Source organism: Paenibacillus sp. FSL H7-0756 (assembly GCF_038006765.1).
Classification (GTDB): domain Bacteria; phylum Bacillota; class Bacilli; order Paenibacillales; family Paenibacillaceae; genus Paenibacillus_AQ.
Window position 1 is genome coordinate 167,125 of record NZ_JBBOVT010000003.1, and the last position, 20,787, is coordinate 187,911.

Genomic DNA, 20,787 nt, shown 5'->3' on the forward strand with positions numbered 1-20,787 from the left:
ATACAGAGCTTAACAAAGGGAAGGTCTCCAAGCCGCTGGGAACGCCGGATATGAGTCCGATGCCGGGCGGGACCGACCCGGAAATTCCGGTGGTGGATATGGATAGACCTCCCGGCCCGTGGAGAGTGCTGTGGAAGAAGTTTTCACGCAATCCTTTTGCCATGGGCGGCTTGGCCGTCCTGCTTATCTTTGTGCTGCTGGCGATCTTCGCACCGTTTCTGACTTCCTATGGGCCGGAGAAGATTGATCTGATGTTCGCCAACCTGAAGCCGGGGGCGGAGGGGCATCCACTCGGCACCGACGAGCTGGGCCGCGATATTCTCAGCAGACTGCTGTACAGTGCGCGGATCTCGCTGCTTATCGGTTTCTCTGTTGCCTTTGTATCCGTACTGGTCGGATCGGTGGTCGGTGCGATCTCAGGTTACTTCGGAGGATTCGTGGATACGGTATTCATGCGGATTGTTGACGTCATGAACTCCGTGCCGTCCCTCTTCCTGAATATCCTGGTGATGGCGCTGTTCGGAACACAGATTAAATTCATGATCCTGATTCTGGCGTTCACGAGTTGGATGAGTATTGCCCGGCTGGTCCGGGGAACCTTCCTGCAGCTGCGGGAAATGCAGTATGTGGAGGCGGCCAGAGCAATCGGGGTATCCAGCTGGGGAATCATTTTCCGGCATCTGCTCCGCAATGCAAGCTTCCCGATCATTGTTAATGCCACGTTGATGGTCGGCGGCGCGATTCTCAGTGAATCCGCATTGTCCTATCTGGGGCTTGGTATCCAGGCTCCGGCTACGAGCTGGGGGCTGATGCTTAGCAACGCGCAGGAGTTCATGCTGATTGATCCGATGCAGGCGGTATATCCGGGCTTTTGCATCCTGATGGTGGTGCTGGCGGTTAACTTTATCGGCGACGGCATCCGGGATGCCCTTGATCCCAGACAGCAAGTGACCAAATCCCGGAGGAGGCTGGAACAATGGCGCAAAAACTACTCGAAATCCGGAAGCTAACCGCCGGCTTCGCGACAGAGAAGGGGCTGCTCAAAGCAACTGACGGCATCTCCCTTACGGTGAATAAAGGTCAGACGGTCTGTATTGTAGGCGAATCCGGCAGCGGCAAAAGTGTCACCTCGCTGGCGATCATGCGCCTGATCGATTATGCGGGCGGTATGATCCTGGATGGACAGATTGACTTCCATGGACAGGATCTGGGGGTGAAGAGCCAGGAGGAGATGCGGGAAATCCGCGGCAACCAGATCGCTATGATCTTCCAGGACCCGATGTCTTCGCTCAATCCGGTCTTCACCATAGGCGAGCAGATCGCTGAGAGTCTGCGGCTGCATCAGAATAAGAAGGATGCAGAAGCGCTGAAGCTGGCGGTAGATCTAATAAGATTGGTGGGCATACCCGCACCGGAGATCCGTGCGAAGCAGTACCCGCATGAGCTGTCCGGCGGGATGTGCCAGCGCGTAGTCATTGCGATTGCACTGGCCTGTAACCCCGAACTGCTGATTGCCGATGAGCCGACCACCGCGCTTGATGTTACTGTGCAGGCGCAGATACTGGATCTGCTGCGCAAGCTTCAGTCGGAGCTTGGCATGTCCATCCTGCTGATTACCCACGACATGGGGGTGGCCGCTGAGATGGCGGACCGAATTGCTGTCATGTATGCGGGTGCTATCGTGGAAGAGGGCGGTGTGGAAGAGATCTTCGACCATCCCAGCCATCCTTATACGATAGGTCTGCTCCAGTCAATTCCGGGGTTCGAAGGCGGACGGGGAGGCGAGCTCTATACGATCAGCGGAACAATTCCGCCGATCGGACAGCTGCCTGCGGGCTGCCGCTTCCACCCGCGCTGTCCGCATGCGATGGAGATCTGCCGGAACCAGGAGCCGCCGGATTTCCTGATCTCTGATGAACACCGGGCCGCTTGCTGGCTGTTCAAGGATAAGCCGGTTTCAGCGGATACCAGCAGGGAGGCGAAGCGCGCATGATGAACAAGACATTGTCCAAGCCGGACCGTAAAGTAGCAGTCTCCTCGGAAGTGCTGGTGGAGGTTAAGGATATTAAGAAGTATTTTCCGATCACCAAGGGCCTGCTTAACCGGACCGTCGGGCAGGTGAAGGCGGTAGATGGAGTCAATCTGGCGATCCGCCAAGGTGAAACGTTCGGGCTGGTCGGGGAATCCGGCTGCGGCAAATCAACCTTCGGACGGGTTCTCCTCCGGCTGCAAAGTGCGACCGGGGGGCAGGTGTTATTCAAGGGCCAGGATATCCATTCGCTGGGTTCGCGTGACATGCGGAAGCTGCGGGAAGAGATGCAGATCATTTTCCAGGACCCGTTCGGGTCGCTCAATCCGCGCTTTCTCGTCAAGGATATTATCGGCGAACCGCTGCGCATTCACTGGAAGATGTCCGGCAAGGAGATCGATGCCCGGGTGGTGGAGCTGATGGAGCTGGTGGGTCTGGATGCCAGCCGCCGGAACCGCTACCCGCATGAATTCTCCGGGGGACAACGCCAGCGCATTGGCATCGCCCGGGCGATTGCACTGAATCCGCAGTTTATTGTGGCCGATGAGGCCGTGTCTGCGCTGGACGTATCCGTGCAATCCCAGGTCATTAACCTGCTGATGAAGCTGCAGAAGGAACTGGGCCTAACCTTTCTGTTCATCGCACATGGTCTTAACGTAGTCCGGCATATTTCTGACCGCGTTGGGGTCATGTACCTGGGCAAGCTGGTGGAGGTGGGAGAGACGGAAGAGCTGTTCGCGGCTCCGCTGCATCCGTATACTGCCGCCCTGCTCTCGGCTATTCCCAAGCCTACGCCAAGGCGCAAGCAGGAGCGTATTATGCTGGAGGGGGATGTGCCCTCGCCGGCCAATCCGCCCTCCGGCTGCCGGTTCCATACCCGCTGCCCGTTCGTTCAGGACAAATGCCGCTTAGTGGAGCCGCTGCTGGAAGAGGTCCTGCCGGGCCGTCCGGTAGCTTGTCATTTCCCGTTGCTTCCCAAATCCTGATTAAGGATTACCCTATGCTGTACCGAAGAGGAACGCTGCTGAAATCTTACGCAGTGTTCCTTTTTTCGATTTTGGGGCCCCGCAAAGTACCTGAGTCATCACCTACGCTAAAGTCCCGCTTTGTGGGGTTATTTTGTAAGGCCGACTCAAACTAATCATTGTGCTACAGGCATTTCTATAAGAAAATGAGAAAAAGACAACGCAAAGTTTGCGGAACCGGAGGCTATGGTGAAAAAGGTCAATACAGCAATTTCAGCGCTCTTTATACTTGTTATGATATTAGCTGTCTGGGTATGGGCTGTGTCCGTGCATACCTGGACCCTGGCGGGGACCTTGGCTTCGCTGCTCTGTCTGGCCCTGTTTATCTGGACGGGCCTGCGGGCCATACCCGCTATAACCGGATACATTATGAGCCCAGGCGCACTGCGGACGGTGAATATGGACGACTCGCCGGAGGAACGGCAGCGGACCTGGTTGAAGATTGTACTGTGGGTGATATTCAGCCGGGTGCTGCTGATCCTTGCGGCTTATGTAATCTGGGTGCTTCGGGAGGGAGGCTCCGGCAGCCTGTTCTCCCGCTTCATTGAGATGTGGCATATCCGCGGAATTGATGCGATGTCCTATCTGGGCATTGCCGAGCGGTGGTATGTGACGGAAGGGGACCCCAGATTTCATATTGTATTTCTGCCGTTCTTCCCCGTTATGATCAAGCTGGCGCAGTTCTTCACGGGAAATTATATGGCTGCCGGATTTGTTGTAGCCAATCTCTGCACGCTTGTTGCGGCGTTGTTCGCTTATGAACTGGCCCGGCTGGATATGGGGCGCAGGAATGCCCTGCGGTTAGTGAAGTACATCTTCATCTTTCCGTCGGCCTTCTTTTTCTTCCTTCCCATGACGGAGGCGCTGTTCCTGCTGCTCTCCCTGATGGCGCTGTATTTTGTGCGCAAAAAGCGCTGGCTGCTTGGCTGCCTCTGCGCGGCGCTGGCCGGATTCACCCGTTCCCCGGGGGTTCTGCTGGCCGTGCCGATTGCCGTGGAATTTGCCCGGGAGCTGGCTGCTGGCTACAGGTCAATGGACCGGAAGGCTTTTACGAATAAGCTGATCTTGGCTGTCCTCTCCCTGGTGAGCGTCTCGTTCGGTCTGCTGGCTTATCTCTACATCAATTACAATGTGACGGGCAACGCGTTCCAGTTCAGTATTTATCAGCGGGAGCACTGGTCGCAGCGGTTCTACTTCTTTTTCGATACCGTGAGATATCAGATGGAGTATGCGGTGAATACCTTCAAGGATGCCGATTACCGGTCGTTCCTGGGACTATGGCTGCCGAATTTGTGCGCAATCTTCCTGGCTCTCTTCATGATGCTCCGCAGTGCGAAGAAGCTTAATCCCGCTTATATGGCGTACATGATCGCCTATTTCGTCTATGTGGTGGCCCCGACTTGGCTGCTGTCTGCTCCGCGTTATTTCGCTGTAGCTTTTCCGCTGGCCTTCGCCGCTGTGCTATTGACGGAAGATAAGAAGTGGAAGGATATCCTGCTCACGACGCTATTTATTGCGGGGGGTCTCCTGTATCTGGCGGTGTTTGTATCCGGTTATCCGGTATATTAGTGTGTACTAGAAATTACAGAAACGATGGTGGCTATGCAGATTCAACTAGAAGATCAGATGGTGACGTTACATGTCCAGTATGCCAAGCGCAAGAAGCTTTCCGTAACGGTGGACGGCTCGGATCTCATTACCGTTAAAGCGCCCAAGGGAACGAGTGAAGAGACGATCCTCGGTGCGGTAGCAAGTCTAGGCCCGAAGATTCTGGAGAAGCTGCGCAGCAATGCCGCGGCCCGGCAGGTGCCGAAGGTTAAGGCTTATGAGGGCGGCGAAGAAGCCTTCTTGTACTTGGGGAAGGAATATGCGCTGCATGAGCTGATTGGGGAACGGCAGGCGGATGCGGAGGAGCTGAAGCTTGCGCTGAAGAAGTTCTATACGGCCAGTCTGAAAAAAATCATCGCAGAGCGCATCAAGCCCTATCAGACGCAGCTCAGAGTGAAGCCGAAGAGTGTCGATATTGTGGAATCGCGGACCAAGTGGGGGAGCTGCAGCTTTGACGGCAAGCTGACGTTCAACTATCGCCTGGCCATGGCGCCGCCTGAAGTGATCGACTATGTCATCATTCATGAGCTGTGTCATCTGCTGCATATGAATCATGACCGTTCCTTTTGGCGGCGCCTGGGAAGTATCATGCCGGACTATAAGGAGAAGGAAGCGTACCTGGCCCGGCAGGGGCAGTTTATGACGCTGTGACCTATGGCACACCTTCAGCAAGCGACTTAGTTAAAGCTGTTCTCACATATTGCAATCCGATGCTTCACTAGGCGATGGAAGTAGCCGGATGCTTGACGTTAGCAGGATACTGCTGCCCGCCCTGAGTGCGGACGAATAGGCCCTCTGAATGGCTGGTGCCTGACAACTCCAGGCCAGGGTCATCCGGGGTGAAGTGGAAGATGATCGTCTCCGTGTCGCTGTCCGCAAGCTTCAGGGCGATGTCGCGGCAGGAGACGGGCTGTGTGCTGATCAGATCGAAAAGCTCAAGCTGCCCATTCTCCTGCTGGCAGATGGCAATGAGATTCTCGTCCTCCAAATAGTAGAGTTGATCGCTGAACACATTCAGGCAGTAGAACATCAGGAGTCCATGGGCACCGCTGACGCCAAGACGCTCAGATACCGGTATCCGCTTCGCTCCGAGAGTAGAGACCAGGCTCAGATCATGCGGGTTGGCAAGATCCAGTTTGCGGATTGCTGCAGATCCTGCTGCACCTCCGGGGCAGGCTATGGAGAAGATCTGCTCTTCCACCGGGTGGAAGCCGAACTTAGGATAGAACTCCAAGACTGACTCATTGGCAAAAAGATACATGAGTTCACACGCTTGTCCATACTCCTCCAGCACCTTGTCCATCAACCGGGCAGACAGGCCCCGTCCTCTGTAGTCGGGATGAGTCATCACCGTGCCGATCTGCACGGCAGGGAACTTCACTCCATTAATGGTTAGCTCTATTAAATTCACCGAGACATTCGCCACGATCCGGCTCCCCTCCGCATAAGAATAAGGAACGTACTTATCCGTCCAGAAGCCCTCCTCATACCAGCGCTCCAGCTCCAGCCCGAACGTATCTTTTGCCAGCTCGAAAAAGCTGCTGCGCAGCGGAGCTATATCTTTATAATTGTAGACAAATTTAAAGCTATCCATGGTAGTTGCTCCTTCTGTATCGTGGTGAAAGTTTAACCCCTATTATATTAAACTCCATCTCCGTTAGACAGGTATTAGTTAAGTTGAATTAAATAATCCGTTGGTGAATCAGTCACTTTTAGTATAAGCCATTATATACCATAGGTCATATTTCAGGGTTTTAATACCATAGATTTTAACTATAGTCAATACGCTAAAGGATACCTAAAAGTACTCTCAGGTACTATTCACATTTAATGGCAAGAACGTTATCTTAGGTAATAAGAAGTGTTCACTATTAAGAACCTGTTGTATTGAACCTAGTAATGAAACGGTAGCGAAATTATAGACAGCTGGAGGTAACCCATGAGTGCAATCGCCGGGATCTATTCTATGCAGCATGGGCCGCTGGACCCGGAGCTTGGCCTGCGACTGATGCAGGAGCTGCAGCGTTATCCGGCGGATGATGCCCGGGGCTGGAATACGGAAGGGCTGTTCCTCGGGTGCCACGCACAGTGGATTACTCCGCAGTCACGGGGCGAGGTGCTTCCCTATTATGATCCGCAGCGGAAGCTGGCGGTCGTAGCGGACGCCATCATTGATAACCGCAGCGAACTCTTCGGACAACTTCAGGTGGTCCGGGAGGATCAGGAGTCGATGCCGGACAGTCTGCTGATTCTTCTGGCCTATGAGAAATGGGGAGATCAGGCTCCGGTGCATCTGGTCGGAGATTTTGCCTTCATGATCTGGGATGCCGGCAGGCAGACGCTGTTTGGAGCGAGGGATTTCTCGGGGAGCCGGACGCTGTACTTTCACCGCTCTGGCAGACAGTTCTCCTTCTGCACCGTGATTCATCCCTTGCTCACGCTAATGGATGGAACACACGCACTGCATGAAGGCTGGATCTCTGAATACCTGGCAGGCCAGGGCCGGATGGATGTCGCGGATATGTTCTCCACGGTCTATCAGGGTGTGGAGCAGCTGCCCCCGGCGCATTCAATGACAGTCAGCGCGAAGGGGATAACCTTCTCCAGGTATTACACCTTCCAGACCCCGTCTCCACTCCGGCTGCGCAGCAATGGCGAGTATGAGGAGGCATTCCGTGAAGTGTTCGGACGTGCAGTCCGGGACCGGCTGCGTACCCATCTTGAAGCGGGTGCGAACTTAAGCGGCGGACTGGACTCAGGGGCGGTGGTGAGCTTTGCGGCAGAGGCGCTTCGCAGCGAAGGTAAGCCGCTCTACACCTTCAGTTCATATCCCCTGGATCACTTTACAGGGTTCAAGCTGGGCCAGCGGGTGACCGATGAGCGTCCATATATTCAGGAGACCGTAGACTACGTCGGGAATATTGAGCCTGGCTTTTACAATTTTCCTGACCGCAGCTCTTATGGCGAAATCGACGAATGGCTCGATATTATGGAGATGCCCTACAAATTCATAGAGAATTCCTATTGGCTGAGAGGCATATATGAACAAGCCGGACTGAAGAATGCTGGTGTGCTGCTCAGCGGACAGCGGGGCAACTGGAGTATCTCCTGGGGGCCGGCGCTGGATTACCAGGCGAAGCTGCTGCGGGAGTTCCGCTGGTTCCGCTTTTACCGGGAGAATAAGCTGTACAGCCATTCGATGGGCGTCAGCCGCAAAAGAATGCTGAAGATTGCCGGGCGCAAGGTATTCCCTGCCCTGGGCCAGCTGATGACCGGGAAGCAGGAGGCTCCGCCGGAGCTGATCCATCCTGAATTTGCCCGGCGGACAGGGGTGCAGGAGCGCTTGAAGGAGCTGGACCAGTCGCCAGCCTCCCAGACTGTGTACGATATCCGCAGAGAGCATTTCCGCCAGCCGCATGTCTGGAATGTGAACGGAACGGCGGCTACCAAGCTGTCGCTGAAGTACAGGGTCTGGGACCGGGATGCGACGAATGACCTGCGTGTCATCAACTTCTGTATGTCGGTGCCTGAGGAGCAATACGTCCAGAACGGAATGGACCGCTCGCTCATCCGCAGGGCGATGGAGGGGCGGCTGCCGGATAAGGTCAGGCTTAACCAGACCCGCCGCGGTATCCAGGGAGCTGACGGCATTACCCGTATGCTGCCCGAGTGGCAGAGGTTCCAGCAGGAGCTGAGGGAGATGCTGCAAGACCCCCGTACTTCGTCTTATCTGAATCGTCCCGGGCTCGCCGGATGCTTGGACCGGCTGGGTAGTGAGCCCGAACCATTATTAATCTTTAACACAGATTTCCGCCTTCTTACGCGAGGACTGGTGTTCTACCGCTTTTTGAAGCGGCTCTCCTGAAGGACGTTTCTTGAAAGGGGGTGACAAGATGAAAAAGGAATACAGCAAGCCTGCATTGGAAGTGTTGGATGTGAAAATGACTATGGCTGGCCCGGGGGTATCCATTGCCGATGCGTTCCAAGCCGATCCAGATGAAATCGTTAGTCACTCCTAGTCTTCCTGCATTACCGCTCAGCCCTAATCCCTCTTAGCTTGCTGGAGGGGGATCAGGGCTATCCCTTTATCCGAAGTAACGTTCCGAAACGGTACCATCCTTTCAAAGGACGGCAATGCCGTTTCCACTTGTCATCCGCAAGACAACGGGTGAAATTGACTGAGATGGAGTGAGCAGTATGGCTGGCACAGTGCAATGCCTCGGTTATAAGGCTTTTGGCCTGCATATCCTCAGTGAGTTCCCGTTGCCGGAGCTCCCCTGTACGGATCAACCCGGAAGGATAGGGAGCCTGTCGGTAGTGGAAGGCCTTCTGTCTGAACGATGGGAAGCGATACCGAAAATTACGCCGAACCTGGGCATCGCGGAGCATGAAGTGATGTTCATGGTGAAGGGCACTGCTATTTTTTCCATACAGAACGGCAGTACGATTACAGTCTCTCCAGCAGCAGGCGCCGATCCGGATAGTATCCGCTTGTTCATTCTGGGCAGCTGTATGGGTGTAGTATTGATGCAAAAAGGCATACTGGCCCTGCATGGCAGCTCGCTTGTGCTGGACAATAAAGCCTATGCGCTGGTGGGGCGTTCAGGTGCGGGTAAATCCACGCTTGCCTCCTATCTGATGGATCAGGGACATCTCCTGGTCAGTGACGACGTTATTCCCGTGTTGGTGCATAATGGACATCCATTAGCTGTTCCAGGTTATCCGCAGCAGAAGCTGTGGCAGCAGAGCCTGGACTATTTGGGAATGAATTCGTCTGCGTACCGTCCGCTGTTTCAGCGGGAGACCAAGTTCGCGGTACCGGTGCATGACCGGTTCCAGAGTGAGCCGCTGCCGCTGGCCGGCATTTTTGAACTGTCTGTGGTGCAGGACGGGCCGGTGGCCGTAGAGGCTATAAGCGGCTTGGACCGGCTTCATACCTTATACAATCATACTTATCAAAAAGCGCTGGTCGACCCGATGGGTGTCAGAGAATGGCACTTTGGGCTGCTGGCCTCGTTCGTAAACCGGCTGCCGATGTACCGGCTGACCCGCCCTGAGCAGGGCTTCAGTGCACCGCAGCAGACGGAAATGATTATGGAGACGATTATGCCTAAGATGAAGGAGACGAACCTATGAATATGAATACTACAGAAGTGCTGTCGCTGGAGTCGGTACTGGTTCAACGGGAAGGCAATATCGCAAGTGACATGGACGGTGAGAAGGTCATGCTGAACGTGAAGAACGGGAAATACTACAACCTCGGCGAAGTCGGCGGTGAGATCTGGGAAGCATTGGCTTCACCGGTATCGATTCGGCAGATTGCCGGGAAGATGCAAGAGATCTTTGAGGTACCGGCAGAGCTGGCGCAGCAGGATGTCATTGATTTTGTACAGAATCTGCTGAATGAGGATCTTGTCTCTATCGTTAGCGGGCCATGATGACTCTCCGGCGGCTCCGTCTTCTGCTGGTGCATGACAAGGCGTTGCTTGCGCTGATTCCCGAGACGTTATGGCGGCTGATGCTGGTCCGCATCCAGCTGTTGTTCCCCTTTGCCAGGACCGCCCCGCAGCTGGGGGTGAAATCCATGGAGACTCCCGAAGTATCCAGAACTTCCGATATTCGCCGCATCCAGCAGATTACCAAGGCGATCCGGGTGATGAGCCGCTATACTCCCTGGAAAAGCACCTGTATGGTCCGGGCGGTAGCCGCCCTGAAGATGCTGGAGAAGCGGGGGATTGAGAGTACCCTCTATATGGGGGTGGCCCGCGATAAGCAGGGAAAAATGATTGCCCACGCCTGGTTGCGCAGCGGAGCCCATTATGTCTCGGGGGATGACGCTATGCAAGGCTTCGTGGTGGTGGAGAAGTTCGCGAAGGTGTTACAAGCCGAGTAATCGAGGTGGGTCCATGCAAGCCATAATCTACTACGTCCGGCAGCTACAGCGGTTGTCGGGCGTGAAGCTGTATCTTAATCTGCTGGGCATGGTGATCAGCGGTCTGCTGGAGAGCTCTGCCATACTGCTGCTTGTTCCCATGCTTGGCATGGCCGGCATTCAGCTGGGCGGCGCGGCGGCGGGCTATCATCTGCCTATGCTCGGATTCATCAGTGAACTGCCGCAATCCACAGCGCTGCTGCTGGTGCTGGGCAGTTACGTTCTAATTGTGCTCTGTCAGAATCTGATTGCAAGGTTTGTAGCGATTCGCAATGTAGAAATTCAGCAGACCTATGGCAGGCAACTGCGATATGAGGTGTATAGCGCATTGCTGCGGGCACAGTGGTCTTTTTTTCTGAGAAAACGCACCTCTGATTTGATCAATATGATGACCACGGAGCTAGCCAGAGTTCTGGCGGGTATCAGCGGCTTCCTGCAGTTTCTCACTTCGCTGTTGTTCACCTTGGTGCAGATTGCCTTTGCCTTCTGGCTGTCCCCCAAGATGACACTGGCGGTGCTCGTCTGTGCGGCGCTGCTGTCCATCTTCTCCCGGCGGTTCATCCGTAAGGCGAAGAGGCTGGGCAGCCGCAGTACGGAGCTGGGCAAGACGTATCTGGGCGGTATCACCGATCAGCTGAACGGGATCAAGGATATCAAAAGCAATAATCTGGAGCAGTCCCGCCTCGAGTGGCTGCATGCCTTCACCGGCGAGGTCAAGCAGGAGCAGCTCGACTACACACGCCTGCGCTCTAACTCCCAGCTCCTGTATAAGCTGTCCTCCACGTTGCTGATTGCTGTATTTATCTTCGTCTCCTTCCAGTTCATGCAAGTGCAGGGGCCGAATCTGCTGCTGGTCATTCTCGTCTTCACCCGGCTGTGGCCGACTTTCTCGACGCTACAGTCGCTGCTGGAACAGCTGGCCTCAGTAGTGCCATCCTTCAAACAGCTGCAATCGCTGCAGGAAGAATGTCTGGCTGCTGTCGAGCATGAGCCGGATCAAGGCGGAGAACGTGTGCTGCCTATGACGCTGGAGTACGGTCTGGAGGCCCGGAATGTCGATTTCCGTTATCATGCGGACGAGCCGCAATATTCGCTCCAGAACGTCAATGTGCAGATTCCCGCCAGGCAGATGACGGCGATTGTTGGACGCTCAGGAGCCGGCAAAAGCACGCTTGTCGATCTGCTCATGGGACTGATGCAGCCGGAGAACGGGGAGATTCTGGCGGACGGCGAGCCGGTCACAGGGGAGCGGCTGCTGTCCTACCGGAGATCCATCGGGTATGTGGCGCAGGACCCGTTCCTGTACAACGCTACCATCCGGGATAATCTGATGATGATCAAGCCGGATGCGGAGGAAGCTGAGCTGTGGGAGGCGCTGGAGTTTGCTTCCTCGGCGGACTTTGTCCGCAAGCTGCCGGACGGATTGGATACACTGCTCGGAGACCGGGGCGTCCGTCTGTCAGGCGGGGAGCGGCAGCGTCTGGTACTGGCGCGCGCCATTATCCGCAAGCCGTCGATTCTGGTGCTTGATGAGGCGACCAGTGCGCTCGACACTGAGAACGAGCAGCGGATTCAAGAGGCGCTGGAGCGGATTAAGGCATCGGTGACCGTCATCGTCATTGCCCACCGCCTGTCTACAATCCGTGGAGCCGATCAGATTCTGGTCATTGACCAGGGCCGGGTCATCCAGCAGGGAGTCTATAGCGGTCTGGCTTCTGAGAAGGGCGGCATGTTCAGCCGGCTATTGAAGGGGCAGGAAGAGGCCGGGTAAGGGTATACCTAAAACACGAATGTAGGCGAAAAACCGAACACATTCGGTGCTGCGTGGGTGTGTGGTCCAAATGTAATCGAAAAACCGATCACATTGGGCGAGCGCAGAGGTTGTGGCCCGAATGTAATCGAAAAACCGATCACATTGGGCGGGCGCAGAGGTTGTGGCCCGAATGTAATCGGAAAACCGATCACATTGGGCGAGCGCAGAGGTTGTGGCCCAAATGTAATCGAAAAACCGATTACATTGGCTGACCGCCACCCGGCTCCGAAACCGTAAAAAGGCAAGTGCTGCTAATCTAACGCAGCACTTGCCTTTTTGGTATGGCTGTCCCTGCCTACATCTCCTTCTCCGCCCCCGTCATCTTCCGCCAGCTCCACAGCAAAGGCCGCAGCGGGAAATACAAGAAATGCAGCAGCTTCGGCAGCGGCAGCGTCTTGGCATCCGCAGCATAAGGGTACAGGAAGCTGGCGGAGCGGAGCATCCGGCTTCGGGTGGATAGAATGCTTGGCAAATACCGCTTGAAGTGTTGCTCCACCTCCGGCTCCAGCGGAGGGGTATTCAAATTCACAATCCGCGGGAGATAGAACAGAATATCATGCGCCAGCCTGCGGGCCTTGGGGCTGTCCATCAGAGGGGCGAGTCTGGAATCGACGGGTGTCTCCAGCAGCTCTCTGGCCAGAATCAGCGTCTGTCCTCCTATGGCATTGTGATCATAGCGCTGTAGTAAGCGGACCAGGTTGGCGGAGTCGGGCGGCTGCTGGCCCATTAGCAGCATCTTGATGTCCTGCAGCCATCTTAGCCGGGACCAGGCATGTCTGGCACCGTGTACAGCCAGGAACATGAATAGATCCTCCGGCCCCAGATAGCGGACATTCTGGCCGAAGGTGCTGCTGGTCCGCGAATGTCGCCAGAGCTCGTCGAACGCAGGCTCTTTGGCGGGACCCGGTCCTAACCGCCAGTGCAGCTCCAGATTAACATTGCTGAGCGGATGCACGAACGTCGAATGATGCTCCCGCCATTTCCAGTCGCCAAGCAGGCTCTCGAACTTGTCTTCCTTCTCATAGCCCAGCCGGATCAGCAGGGTTTCAGCATCCTCCAGCTGTTCAATCGGCACCAGGAAGTCGAGATCCCGGGAGGTGCGCTGCGACAGGTCGCCGTACAGTTCCTGCCCAAGCACCGGACCTTTGAGGAACAGACAGCGGATATTCAGCTCAGCCAGCTGACTTGCGATATTGCTCATTTCACCGCTAAGCTGGAGCATCTGCACTGTATTCCTGCGGTACTGCCATTTCAGCTGCTCCAGAACGTCAGAAGGGACCACCTTCTCCTCCATCTTACTCAGCCTGGAATAGAGATAGGGATACACCCTGTGCTGACGGTTCAGCTCCACGAATAAGTCCCAGTTCACCTCTGTGAACAACTGCGGATGCTTCCGCGCCGTCTCATCTGGATTTCCGGAATTCAGAAGTGCAAGAATAAGGCGTACTTCCTTGGTTAAGCTTGCCTGATTAAGAATCATCCGGTCAGTCATAGAGACGCTCCTTACCTGAGTTGTTCTATTAGTGAGCGTACCATCGATAACCGAAATTTGTCAATTTTTCGCCGGTGCGTCTTGGAATCTGTCATTCCTCCCAGCAGAGAATCATCTTGACTCCACATTGATGGCTGCCCTTATAATGCAGATTAAGAGAGAAAAGAATCGACGGGAGAGTTGCTGAAGAATGGTACTGCTCGGAGCAATCGTGAATGGAATAGCTATTATTGCCGGAACTCTGCTGGGCAAGCTGCTGGAGCGGATACCGGAGAGTATGAAGAACACCGTGATGCAAGCGATTGGGCTGGCGCTTATGCTGCTAGGGGTGCAGATGGGTCTGAAAAGCGGGAATTTCCTCATTGTCATTCTAAGTCTGGTGATCGGCGCTGTGGCCGGGGAGTGGATCAACATTGAAGACAAATTCACCCGTGCGGGCGATTGGCTGGAGCGCAGAGTGGGGGCGGGCGGACGGGGGAGTATTTCGCTGGGCTTTGTTACGGCAAGCCTGGTGTTTGTTGTGGGAGCGATGGCTATTCTAGGTGCGCTGGACAGCGGTATCAAAGGCAATCATGAGATCCTCTACGCCAAATCCATCATGGACGGATTCATTGCCATGATTCTGACTTCAACGCTGGGCATCGGCGTGATGTTCTCGGCCATTCCTGTTGTTCTGTATCAAGGGGCCATCGCTTTACTGGCTACGCAGATAACCCGGTTTGTGCCTGATGCGCTGCTGACCGACTGTATTGCAGAGATGACCGCTACAGGCGGAGTGATGATTATCGGAATCGGACTGAACCTGCTTGGGATCACCAAGATCAAGGTAGCCAACCTGCTGCCCGGGATCCTGGTGGCTGTGCTGCTGGTCGTGCTGGTACATAACTTTCAAGTGAATTGAGACCTTCTCTACGCTGGAAAAAGAAAATCCCGTTATTGTTGCTCTTCAATTATCGTAATAGCAATAACACCCCGCGCCCTTCCGCTTACGCTAAGTGCATGTGCAGTACGCAGCCCTTCTTCACTCAGCGGAAAAACACCGCCGATCAGCGGCTGCAGCTTCCGCCCGGCCGTCAGCCGGGCCAGCTCGCTCAGCTGGTAGGGATCGGCAACGGGAGTCAGATAAGCTGATGTAACTCCTTGCTGTGCTGCCAAGGCAGGATCAGGCTGTTCAGCAGTGGAGATCAGCCTTCCGCCCGGAGCCAGTACCGCGCAGCTTCTGCTTAGCACACTGCCTCCTGCGGTATCAATCACCACATCGATGCTCTGTCCCAGAATCGCGGCACAATCCTGCACGCTGCTGTTAATCGCCTGATCGGCCCCGAGGCCCCAGGCAACATCCAGCTCATCATCACCGCTGACAGTAGTAATCACCGTAGCACCCCTGAGCTTGGCCAGCTGTACTGCGAAGCTGCCGGTTCCGCTAGTACCGTCCTGCACCAGCACGCGGTCCCGGCTTGCGACCTTAGCGGCAGCCAACGCCTGCCAGGCCGCAAGCCCGGCAGCGGGTAACACCCCGGCTGCTGTGAAGGATAACCCCGGGGGCTTAAGTGCAAGCTCATCCTCCTTAGCCAAAGTATATTCCGCGTAACCTCCGCTCTCGGCTACAGTCTTCAGGCCGAATACCTCGTCGCCAGCCTTGAAGCGGCTCACCCCTGCGCCGGTGCCCGCAACGATTCCGGCTACAACCACGCCTGGAGTGAACGGACTGGCAGCAGGGCGTTCCCCGCTGGTAATCCGTGCTTCTTCGAGTATCCTGCAATCTGCCGGAGTCACCGAGGTCGAATACATCTTAATCAGCACCTCATGCTCACCCGGAACAGGCAGGGGAAGCTCTATCTCCGTTAGATCGCCGTGCGGTCCGTTCATATGTATAGCAATGGCCTTCATCTATAGCGGGCCTCCTTTATCTAATGGCGGATGATTTGGTACATACTATACGCATACAGCTATCGTTAGTCAAAACCCGTCCTCCAAGTCCTTTTCCATGAATGTTTGGACAAAAGATTGAAATCAAGCAGCGCAGTACGGTAGAATTGCACTAAGTAACGTTCTATATATCAGATTTAACCAAGAAGGGGATTGTAACGCTTGAATAATGAAGAAGTAATCCAAGAGCTGCCAGAGAACTATGACGAACTGAAGAAAGCCGCCGGCCGTTCCGCAGACTGGAGAGCGCGTCTTGAAGCGGTAGAAGAGCTGGGCCGCTACAACCACAAACAAATTATCGATATCCTTAATCGGCTGATGATCAGCGATCCTGTATATACCGTGCAAGAAGCCGCATATCACAAGCTGGTGGCTTTTGGCGAAGAGGTCAAGGTTCCATCGAAGAACAAAGCTGAACTGTTCAAAGGAGTGTCCAAGATCATCCTGCGGATTAAAAAGAGTCTGCCCAAGGACCATTCTTACGAAGAGTTCAAAGAGAAGCTGAAGAAGATGCGGGTTGATGTCTACGATGCCTATGAAGGCGAGAAGGGCGCGGATTTCGATCAGTGGCTGGAGAAGATGTGGGCTTCGGCTGCCAAGTAACCAATCTCCAATAACATAGCACATTAGCATGACAGCACCAGGCGGAGAGATAGGGGCGTTCCTTATGGCTCCGCTATATTTTTGTGAGAAAGGATGATTACATGCTTACCGGTACATTTCAGGAATTCCTTAAGCTGTCCACGCAGCTGCGTCCCGGGTACACCGCCAGTCTGGGCGAAGCTCCGGCAGGGGGCAGCGATGCGATATTAGAGTTTACACCCGAAGTACCTGCGCTTCTGCGTGCGGTCTATGATACGGTTCTTGGAACGGGCGGTGCCGAGGAAGATCCCAGTCTGCTAGAGTTCATTCCGGGCTACCGGCTAATTCATATCGGAGAATACGGCCATGAAGTGAAGATACTGTCAGGGATTCTGCAGGAGAAGGGATATACCGGCGGTGGAACCGTGTTGCCGCTGCTGACGAACTATGGAAGTGATTATATCTGCTACTACCGCTCTGAAGAAGGCGTGGAACGGATCTGCGATCTGCTGCACGACTACGGCGATCTGGTGGTGATGTACGATTCACCGGAGAAGTTCCTGGAGACACTGTGTGAATTCTATAAGCAGGAGGTTTATTTCCTGGATGAGGAAGGCTACCTGGATTGCGATCTGGTAAAAGAAGGCGAAGTAGGCGCTACGCTCAACCCGGAAGCGGAGTATTGGTCCGAGTAAGGTACGCCCTGCGTGCTTAGCATTCCAAAAACACAAAAATCCCCGTCCTGCATCACTGCAGGAACGGGGATTTTATAATTTCGGCTGAGTAGCTTTTGCTACAGATTAGCGCGCTTCTCCTGCTCACGCAGCTCGATTCTGCGGATTTTTCCGGAGGTAGTCTTCGGCAGATCCGTAATGTATTCGATTTTGCGCGGATACTTGTAGGGGGCAGTCTGCTCCTTGACATGGGCTTGCAGCTCTTTGGTCAGCTCCGGTGTTCCGGCATGGCCGTCCCTCAGTACGATAAAAGCCTTGACGACTGACCCGCGGATCTCATCCGGGCTTGCGACTACTGCACATTCTTTGACGAGGGTATGCTTCATCAGCGCCTCTTCGACCTCGAACGGCCCGATCGTGTAGCCCGAGCTGATGATGATGTCATCGCCGCGCCCCTCAAACCAGAAATAGCCGTCCTCATCCTTGCGTGCCCGGTCGCCCGTTACAAAATACTCCCCATGCGAGCAGTTCGCTTTGCGCTCAGGATCTTTGTAGTAGTTCTGGAACAATGCAGGCATGCTCAGGTGTACGGCGATATCACCAACCACTCCGGCCGGCAGCGGATGTCCGTCCTCGTCGATTACCTCGACAATGCCGGGGGCAATCGATTTGCCCATGGAGCCGACCCGGATCGGTTCATCCTTCAGCGCTGCGATGATGAGTGTGCTCTCTGTTTGTCCATAGCCGTCACGGATTGTAATATTGAAGTGTTGCAGGAAGGTATGAATCACTTCCTGATTCAGCGGTTCACCGGCGGATACAGCGCAGCGCAGATTGGACAGATCGTAGTCTGTCAGACCTTCAGTCTTCGCCATCAGGCGGTATTCCGTCGGTGTGCAGCATAATACCTGGATTTTCTCATCTTGCAGCAGCTGCAGGTAGCGCTCCGGATGGAAGGCTCCGTTATAGACGAAGCCGGTGGCCCCGTTGCCGAGTACCGTCAGGAACGGACTCCAGATCCACTTCTGCCAGCCCGGTGCGGCTGTAGCCCAGACCGTATCTGACTCTCGGATATCGAACCAGAGGGAGGACGTGATCCGCAGATGGGCATATCCCCAGCCATGCGTGTGAACTACTGCTTTGGGATTGCCGGTGGTTCCGGAGGTATAGGCCAGAATGGCGATATCATCACGGCGGCTGGCAACCGTAGGATAAGAATCAGCCTGTCCTTCCATTAGACCTTCCAGGTCGATCCAGCCTTCTTCAGGCTCAGCCGCACCGCTGGAGACGGACAAGCGGTAGTCCAGTGCGGGAAGATCATCGGAGATTTTGTTGACTTCTCCGGTAGCCTCAGACCAGACAATAACGGCCCGTGCTTCAGAGTGGCGGAGCCGGTATGAGAGATCCTTCGCCCGCAGCATTTCAGACGAAGGAATAACAGCCAGTCCCAGCTTCAGGCAGGCCAGATATATCGCATAGGCGATGATGCGGCGGGGGACCATGACTAGGACCCGGTCGCCTTGCGTAAGTCCGAGACCGGCCAGTCCGCCGGCGAGACGGTTAGCCTGAGCCATGAGCGCACCATAGGTGATTTGCTCCAGGCTCCCGTTTTCATGTAACCATTTAATTGCAATCTTGTCTTCAGGATGCTGCTCCATCTCCGAAGTGAGATTGTAGAATTCAGGTGCGATCCAGCGTTGATTATCCAAATGAACCTCTCCTATTATAAGTAATGATGTATCTGTTAATTACAGTATAGCACGTTCTCCTAGTACCAGATGCTAAACGGACCCTGTGATATCGGAGAATGTTCTGTGACAGTCTTTATTTTGAAACAACTTGATGCGTACACACTCCCTGGAGGTATTTTTAACCGGATAAGGGAACCATACATTAGAGCCCTTCACGCAGCGAAGCGGCAGAAAGCAGGCCATTGCAATGGACGATAATACAATGATCACTGAGACATCTATTAATGAAGCAGGCATTAGTGAAGCAGAATTCAATGAAATATTCGCTATCATGGAAGCCTCTTTTCCGGTAAGTGAGCTTAGAACCCGCAGCGGGCAGCAGGCTTTGCTGGATCAGCCGAATTATCATCTGTATACCAGCAAGGATGCGGAGGGGGAGATACTGGCTTTTTTGGCGGCATGGGAGTTACCCGAGCTGCGGTTCATCGAGCATATTGCCGTGAATCCCGGGTGCCGGAGCGGAGGGATCGGCCGTAAGCTGATGAGCAGCTACCTTATGCGTTCGGACAAGCCGGTGCTGCTTGAGGTAGAGCCGCCGGACGGTGAGCTGGAACAGAGAAGAATCGGATTCTACGAGCGGCTGGGCTTTTACCTGAATCCCTATGACTATATGCAGCCGCCGCTGCGTGCGGGACAAGCTGATCTTCCGCTGCGGATTATGACCTACCCGGAGCCGGTGACGGTGAAGGAGTTCCGCCGATTCAGAGATATTTTGTATACAGAGGTGTATGGGGTGAGCATTTGAATTACTTCTTTACAATCCGGATACAAGTTAGAAACAAGTTAATGGTTTAATGAATTCATAGCAAGGAACACACTAACATCACAGGCTAAGGGAGACGATATTCAATGAAAAGCAAAAAAATGATCATAGCCACTATGGTATTCGGAATGGCCGTTACAGGTTCAGCAGGGGTCTACGCAGGAACGAACATGCAGAAGATCAGCGCCTATCTTAACCACGGCATCGGGTTCAAAGTTAACGGAGCGGCTTATACCCCCGTCGATAACAACGGCAAAACAATGGCGCCAATCACTTATAAGGATACAACGTATCTTCCGGTCCGGGCGATGGCAGATGCACTTAAGGTGCCGGTGACATTCAATGCCTCCACGAATGAAGTTATCCTTGGAACTGGAACAGGGGCCGCAACGCCGGATAATGGTTCAGCTGTGAAGCTGACGGCGGTACAATACACTGCAGCGCAGAAGGAGCAGATTGCTAAGGCGTTTGCGAACTTTGAGGGCTTTGAGACAGCCTATGCCCCTACACAGATGGTCAGCGGAGATGCCTTCCAGAAGGTTGCGGGCGGTGATGACGGCGTAAGCTTCCTGTTCAATAAAATGCGTGTAAATGTCTCGCCGCGTGACTATTCCGATGGTTATGACAGCACTACAGTGAAGCTCTCCAATGGAACTGAGGCGAAATGGTACACCCCTTCGGATACGCCAATGCTGACCTTCAAGCTGGCAGACCGTTTTGTAACCATCAGCTCGGCTGACAAATCACTTAGCAAAGCACAGATCGAGAAAGTGGCTGTAGGTGTAACGAAACTGAGCAAATAATTACTACTGCTTCTATAGAATAGAATGCAAAAGGGATGTCCGCAGAGCCGTAACTGGCTGCGCAGACATCCCTGCTTTGTTTTTAAAAAAAGAGACGGCAAAGCCGTTTTCACTTGTGGCATGCTTGTTACTGTTATTTGTTAGAGCTATGCTGCTTGTTGGCCAGTCTTGCGCCTGGGGTTCCTTTGCCGCGATTTCTGTTCTTTAGCGCTTTACGCTGATTCTCCTGGAACTTCTCCACGAATTCATGAGTGTCCATAACAATCCCCCTAGAAGGTTAGATAACGCAGGCTTATGGCTTTCCATAGCTTACGTTTAGATATTCGGTTATTCTGTCCATTTGCGGCTAATATCATTCTGAGATGTTGTTTATAAAATAATGCTTG

At 54.3% G+C, this 20,787-nt stretch carries 21 protein-coding genes; 16 read left to right on the forward strand and 5 right to left on the reverse strand.

Going from position 1 to position 20,787, the window contains the following annotated elements; translation table 11 throughout:
• Window positions 1-50 precede the first annotated feature (50 nt).
• The 5 genes from NST04_RS26615 to NST04_RS26635 all read left to right on the forward strand — a co-directional run bounded on the left by NST04_RS26615 (window position 51) and on the right by NST04_RS26635 (window position 5,313).
• A complete protein-coding gene (locus NST04_RS26615) occupies window positions 51-1,010 on the forward strand; it encodes an ABC transporter permease (protein ID WP_341188060.1) in 960 nt (319 codons plus the stop codon).
• Complete coding sequence (locus NST04_RS26620) at window positions 977-1,993, forward strand: ABC transporter ATP-binding protein (RefSeq protein WP_341186967.1); 1,017 nt, start codon at window positions 977-979, stop codon at window positions 1,991-1,993. The genes NST04_RS26615 and NST04_RS26620 overlap by 34 nt, the downstream gene beginning before the upstream one ends.
• Window positions 1,993-3,015 carry an ABC transporter ATP-binding protein gene (locus NST04_RS26625; protein WP_445667970.1) on the forward strand — a complete coding sequence of 341 codons (1,023 nt, stop codon included), beginning with the start codon at window positions 1,993-1,995 and terminating at the stop codon, window positions 3,013-3,015. The genes NST04_RS26620 and NST04_RS26625 overlap by 1 nt, the downstream gene beginning before the upstream one ends.
• Before the next feature lie 273 nt (window positions 3,016-3,288).
• Window positions 3,289-4,623 (forward strand): hypothetical protein, encoded by a 1,335-nt coding sequence (locus tag NST04_RS26630; protein WP_341186969.1) that lies wholly within the window; start codon window positions 3,289-3,291, stop codon window positions 4,621-4,623.
• 33 nt (window positions 4,624-4,656) lie between these two features.
• Complete coding sequence (locus NST04_RS26635; protein WP_341186970.1) at window positions 4,657-5,313, forward strand: M48 family metallopeptidase; 657 nt, start codon at window positions 4,657-4,659, stop codon at window positions 5,311-5,313.
• A 67-nt stretch (window positions 5,314-5,380) separates the two neighbouring features.
• On the opposite strand, the gene NST04_RS26640 is transcribed toward NST04_RS26635, so the two are convergent.
• The gene (locus NST04_RS26640; RefSeq protein ID WP_341186971.1) at window positions 5,381-6,256 is read right to left on the reverse strand and encodes a GNAT family N-acetyltransferase; all 876 of its coding nucleotides are present in this window, start codon (window positions 6,254-6,256) and stop codon (window positions 5,381-5,383) included.
• Between the two features lie 345 nt (window positions 6,257-6,601).
• Here NST04_RS26640 and NST04_RS26645 point away from each other — a divergent pair, with 345 nt between their 5' ends.
• The 6 genes from NST04_RS26645 to NST04_RS26670 all read left to right on the forward strand — a co-directional run bounded on the left by NST04_RS26645 (window position 6,602) and on the right by NST04_RS26670 (window position 12,365).
• Complete coding sequence (locus tag NST04_RS26645) at window positions 6,602-8,527, forward strand: asparagine synthase-related protein (protein ID WP_341186972.1); 1,926 nt, start codon at window positions 6,602-6,604, stop codon at window positions 8,525-8,527.
• Window positions 8,528-8,555: 28 nt separating this feature from the next.
• Entirely contained in the window at window positions 8,556-8,681 is a 126-nt protein-coding gene (locus NST04_RS26650; protein WP_036694602.1) for a paeninodin family lasso peptide, read from the forward strand.
• Window positions 8,682-8,859: 178 nt separating this feature from the next.
• Window positions 8,860-9,798 (forward strand): aldolase, encoded by a 939-nt coding sequence (locus NST04_RS26655; protein WP_341186973.1) that lies wholly within the window; start codon window positions 8,860-8,862, stop codon window positions 9,796-9,798.
• Window positions 9,795-10,100 carry a lasso peptide biosynthesis PqqD family chaperone gene (locus NST04_RS26660; protein ID WP_036694597.1) on the forward strand — a complete coding sequence of 102 codons (306 nt, stop codon included), beginning with the start codon at window positions 9,795-9,797 and terminating at the stop codon, window positions 10,098-10,100. Before NST04_RS26655 ends, NST04_RS26660 begins: the two co-directional genes overlap by 4 nt.
• On the forward strand, window positions 10,097-10,555 hold the full coding sequence (locus NST04_RS26665) for a lasso peptide biosynthesis B2 protein (RefSeq protein ID WP_036694594.1): 459 nt from the start codon (window positions 10,097-10,099) through the stop codon (window positions 10,553-10,555). Before NST04_RS26660 ends, NST04_RS26665 begins: the two co-directional genes overlap by 4 nt.
• Window positions 10,556-10,568: 13 nt before the next feature.
• On the forward strand, window positions 10,569-12,365 hold the full coding sequence (locus NST04_RS26670; protein WP_341186974.1) for an ABC transporter ATP-binding protein: 1,797 nt from the start codon (window positions 10,569-10,571) through the stop codon (window positions 12,363-12,365).
• Between the two features lie 337 nt (window positions 12,366-12,702).
• On the opposite strand, the gene NST04_RS26675 is transcribed toward NST04_RS26670, so the two are convergent.
• Window positions 12,703-13,899 carry a nucleotidyltransferase domain-containing protein gene (locus NST04_RS26675; protein WP_341186975.1) on the reverse strand — a complete coding sequence of 399 codons (1,197 nt, stop codon included), beginning with the start codon at window positions 13,897-13,899 and terminating at the stop codon, window positions 12,703-12,705.
• 190 nt (window positions 13,900-14,089) lie between these two features.
• Between NST04_RS26675 and NST04_RS26680 the strand changes: the two genes are divergently transcribed.
• Window positions 14,090-14,800 carry a DUF554 domain-containing protein gene (locus NST04_RS26680; protein WP_341186976.1) on the forward strand — a complete coding sequence of 237 codons (711 nt, stop codon included), beginning with the start codon at window positions 14,090-14,092 and terminating at the stop codon, window positions 14,798-14,800.
• Between the two features lie 32 nt (window positions 14,801-14,832).
• On the opposite strand, the gene NST04_RS26685 is transcribed toward NST04_RS26680, so the two are convergent.
• Window positions 14,833-15,789 (reverse strand): NADP-dependent oxidoreductase, encoded by a 957-nt coding sequence (locus tag NST04_RS26685; protein ID WP_341186977.1) that lies wholly within the window; start codon window positions 15,787-15,789, stop codon window positions 14,833-14,835.
• Window positions 15,790-15,990: 201 nt separating this feature from the next.
• Here NST04_RS26685 and NST04_RS26690 point away from each other — a divergent pair, with 201 nt between their 5' ends.
• Window positions 15,991-16,431 (forward strand): HEAT repeat domain-containing protein, encoded by a 441-nt coding sequence (locus NST04_RS26690; RefSeq protein WP_341186978.1) that lies wholly within the window; start codon window positions 15,991-15,993, stop codon window positions 16,429-16,431.
• 83 nt (window positions 16,432-16,514) lie between these two features.
• Complete coding sequence (locus NST04_RS26695; RefSeq protein WP_341186979.1) at window positions 16,515-17,105, forward strand: hypothetical protein; 591 nt, start codon at window positions 16,515-16,517, stop codon at window positions 17,103-17,105.
• A 98-nt stretch (window positions 17,106-17,203) separates the two neighbouring features.
• Here the strand turns inward: NST04_RS26695 and NST04_RS26700 are convergent, their stop codons facing one another.
• The gene (locus NST04_RS26700) at window positions 17,204-18,742 is read right to left on the reverse strand and encodes an acyl-CoA synthetase (protein ID WP_341188061.1); all 1,539 of its coding nucleotides are present in this window, start codon (window positions 18,740-18,742) and stop codon (window positions 17,204-17,206) included.
• A 280-nt stretch (window positions 18,743-19,022) separates the two neighbouring features.
• Between NST04_RS26700 and NST04_RS26705 the strand changes: the two genes are divergently transcribed.
• Window positions 19,023-19,580, forward strand: a complete 558-nt coding sequence (locus NST04_RS26705) for a GNAT family N-acetyltransferase (RefSeq protein WP_341186980.1) — start codon at window positions 19,023-19,025, stop codon at window positions 19,578-19,580.
• 104 nt (window positions 19,581-19,684) lie between these two features.
• Window positions 19,685-20,401, forward strand: a complete 717-nt coding sequence (locus NST04_RS26710; protein ID WP_341186981.1) for a hypothetical protein — start codon at window positions 19,685-19,687, stop codon at window positions 20,399-20,401.
• 133 nt (window positions 20,402-20,534) lie between these two features.
• Here NST04_RS26710 and NST04_RS26715 read toward each other — a convergent pair whose 3' ends face one another.
• On the reverse strand, window positions 20,535-20,660 hold the full coding sequence (locus tag NST04_RS26715) for a DUF4023 family protein (RefSeq protein ID WP_076161612.1): 126 nt from the start codon (window positions 20,658-20,660) through the stop codon (window positions 20,535-20,537).
• Window positions 20,661-20,787: the final 127 nt, after the last annotated feature.

Coding starts and splice junctions, on each gene's coding strand:
- NST04_RS26615 (WP_341188060.1), top strand. CDS start 51: ATGAGTCCGATGCCGGGCGGGACCGACCCGGAAATTCCGGTGGTGGAT.
- NST04_RS26620 (WP_341186967.1), top strand. CDS start 977: ATGGCGCAAAAACTACTCGAAATCCGGAAGCTAACCGCCGGCTTCGCG.
- NST04_RS26625 (WP_445667970.1), top strand. CDS start 1,993: ATGAACAAGACATTGTCCAAGCCGGACCGTAAAGTAGCAGTCTCCTCG.
- NST04_RS26630 (WP_341186969.1), top strand. CDS start 3,289: ATGATATTAGCTGTCTGGGTATGGGCTGTGTCCGTGCATACCTGGACC.
- NST04_RS26635 (WP_341186970.1), top strand. CDS start 4,657: ATGCAGATTCAACTAGAAGATCAGATGGTGACGTTACATGTCCAGTAT.
- NST04_RS26640 (WP_341186971.1), bottom strand. CDS start 6,256: ATGGATAGCTTTAAATTTGTCTACAATTATAAAGATATAGCTCCGCTG.
- NST04_RS26645 (WP_341186972.1), top strand. CDS start 6,602: ATGAGTGCAATCGCCGGGATCTATTCTATGCAGCATGGGCCGCTGGAC.
- NST04_RS26650 (WP_036694602.1), top strand. CDS start 8,556: ATGAAAAAGGAATACAGCAAGCCTGCATTGGAAGTGTTGGATGTGAAA.
- NST04_RS26655 (WP_341186973.1), top strand. CDS start 8,860: ATGGCTGGCACAGTGCAATGCCTCGGTTATAAGGCTTTTGGCCTGCAT.
- NST04_RS26660 (WP_036694597.1), top strand. CDS start 9,795: ATGAATATGAATACTACAGAAGTGCTGTCGCTGGAGTCGGTACTGGTT.
- NST04_RS26665 (WP_036694594.1), top strand. CDS start 10,097: ATGATGACTCTCCGGCGGCTCCGTCTTCTGCTGGTGCATGACAAGGCG.
- NST04_RS26670 (WP_341186974.1), top strand. CDS start 10,569: ATGCAAGCCATAATCTACTACGTCCGGCAGCTACAGCGGTTGTCGGGC.
- NST04_RS26675 (WP_341186975.1), bottom strand. CDS start 13,899: ATGACTGACCGGATGATTCTTAATCAGGCAAGCTTAACCAAGGAAGTA.
- NST04_RS26680 (WP_341186976.1), top strand. CDS start 14,090: ATGGTACTGCTCGGAGCAATCGTGAATGGAATAGCTATTATTGCCGGA.
- NST04_RS26685 (WP_341186977.1), bottom strand. CDS start 15,789: ATGAAGGCCATTGCTATACATATGAACGGACCGCACGGCGATCTAACG.
- NST04_RS26700 (WP_341188061.1), bottom strand. CDS start 18,742: ATGGAGCAGCATCCTGAAGACAAGATTGCAATTAAATGGTTACATGAA.
- NST04_RS26705 (WP_341186980.1), top strand. CDS start 19,023: ATGGACGATAATACAATGATCACTGAGACATCTATTAATGAAGCAGGC.
- NST04_RS26710 (WP_341186981.1), top strand. CDS start 19,685: ATGAAAAGCAAAAAAATGATCATAGCCACTATGGTATTCGGAATGGCC.
- NST04_RS26715 (WP_076161612.1), bottom strand. CDS start 20,660: ATGGACACTCATGAATTCGTGGAGAAGTTCCAGGAGAATCAGCGTAAA.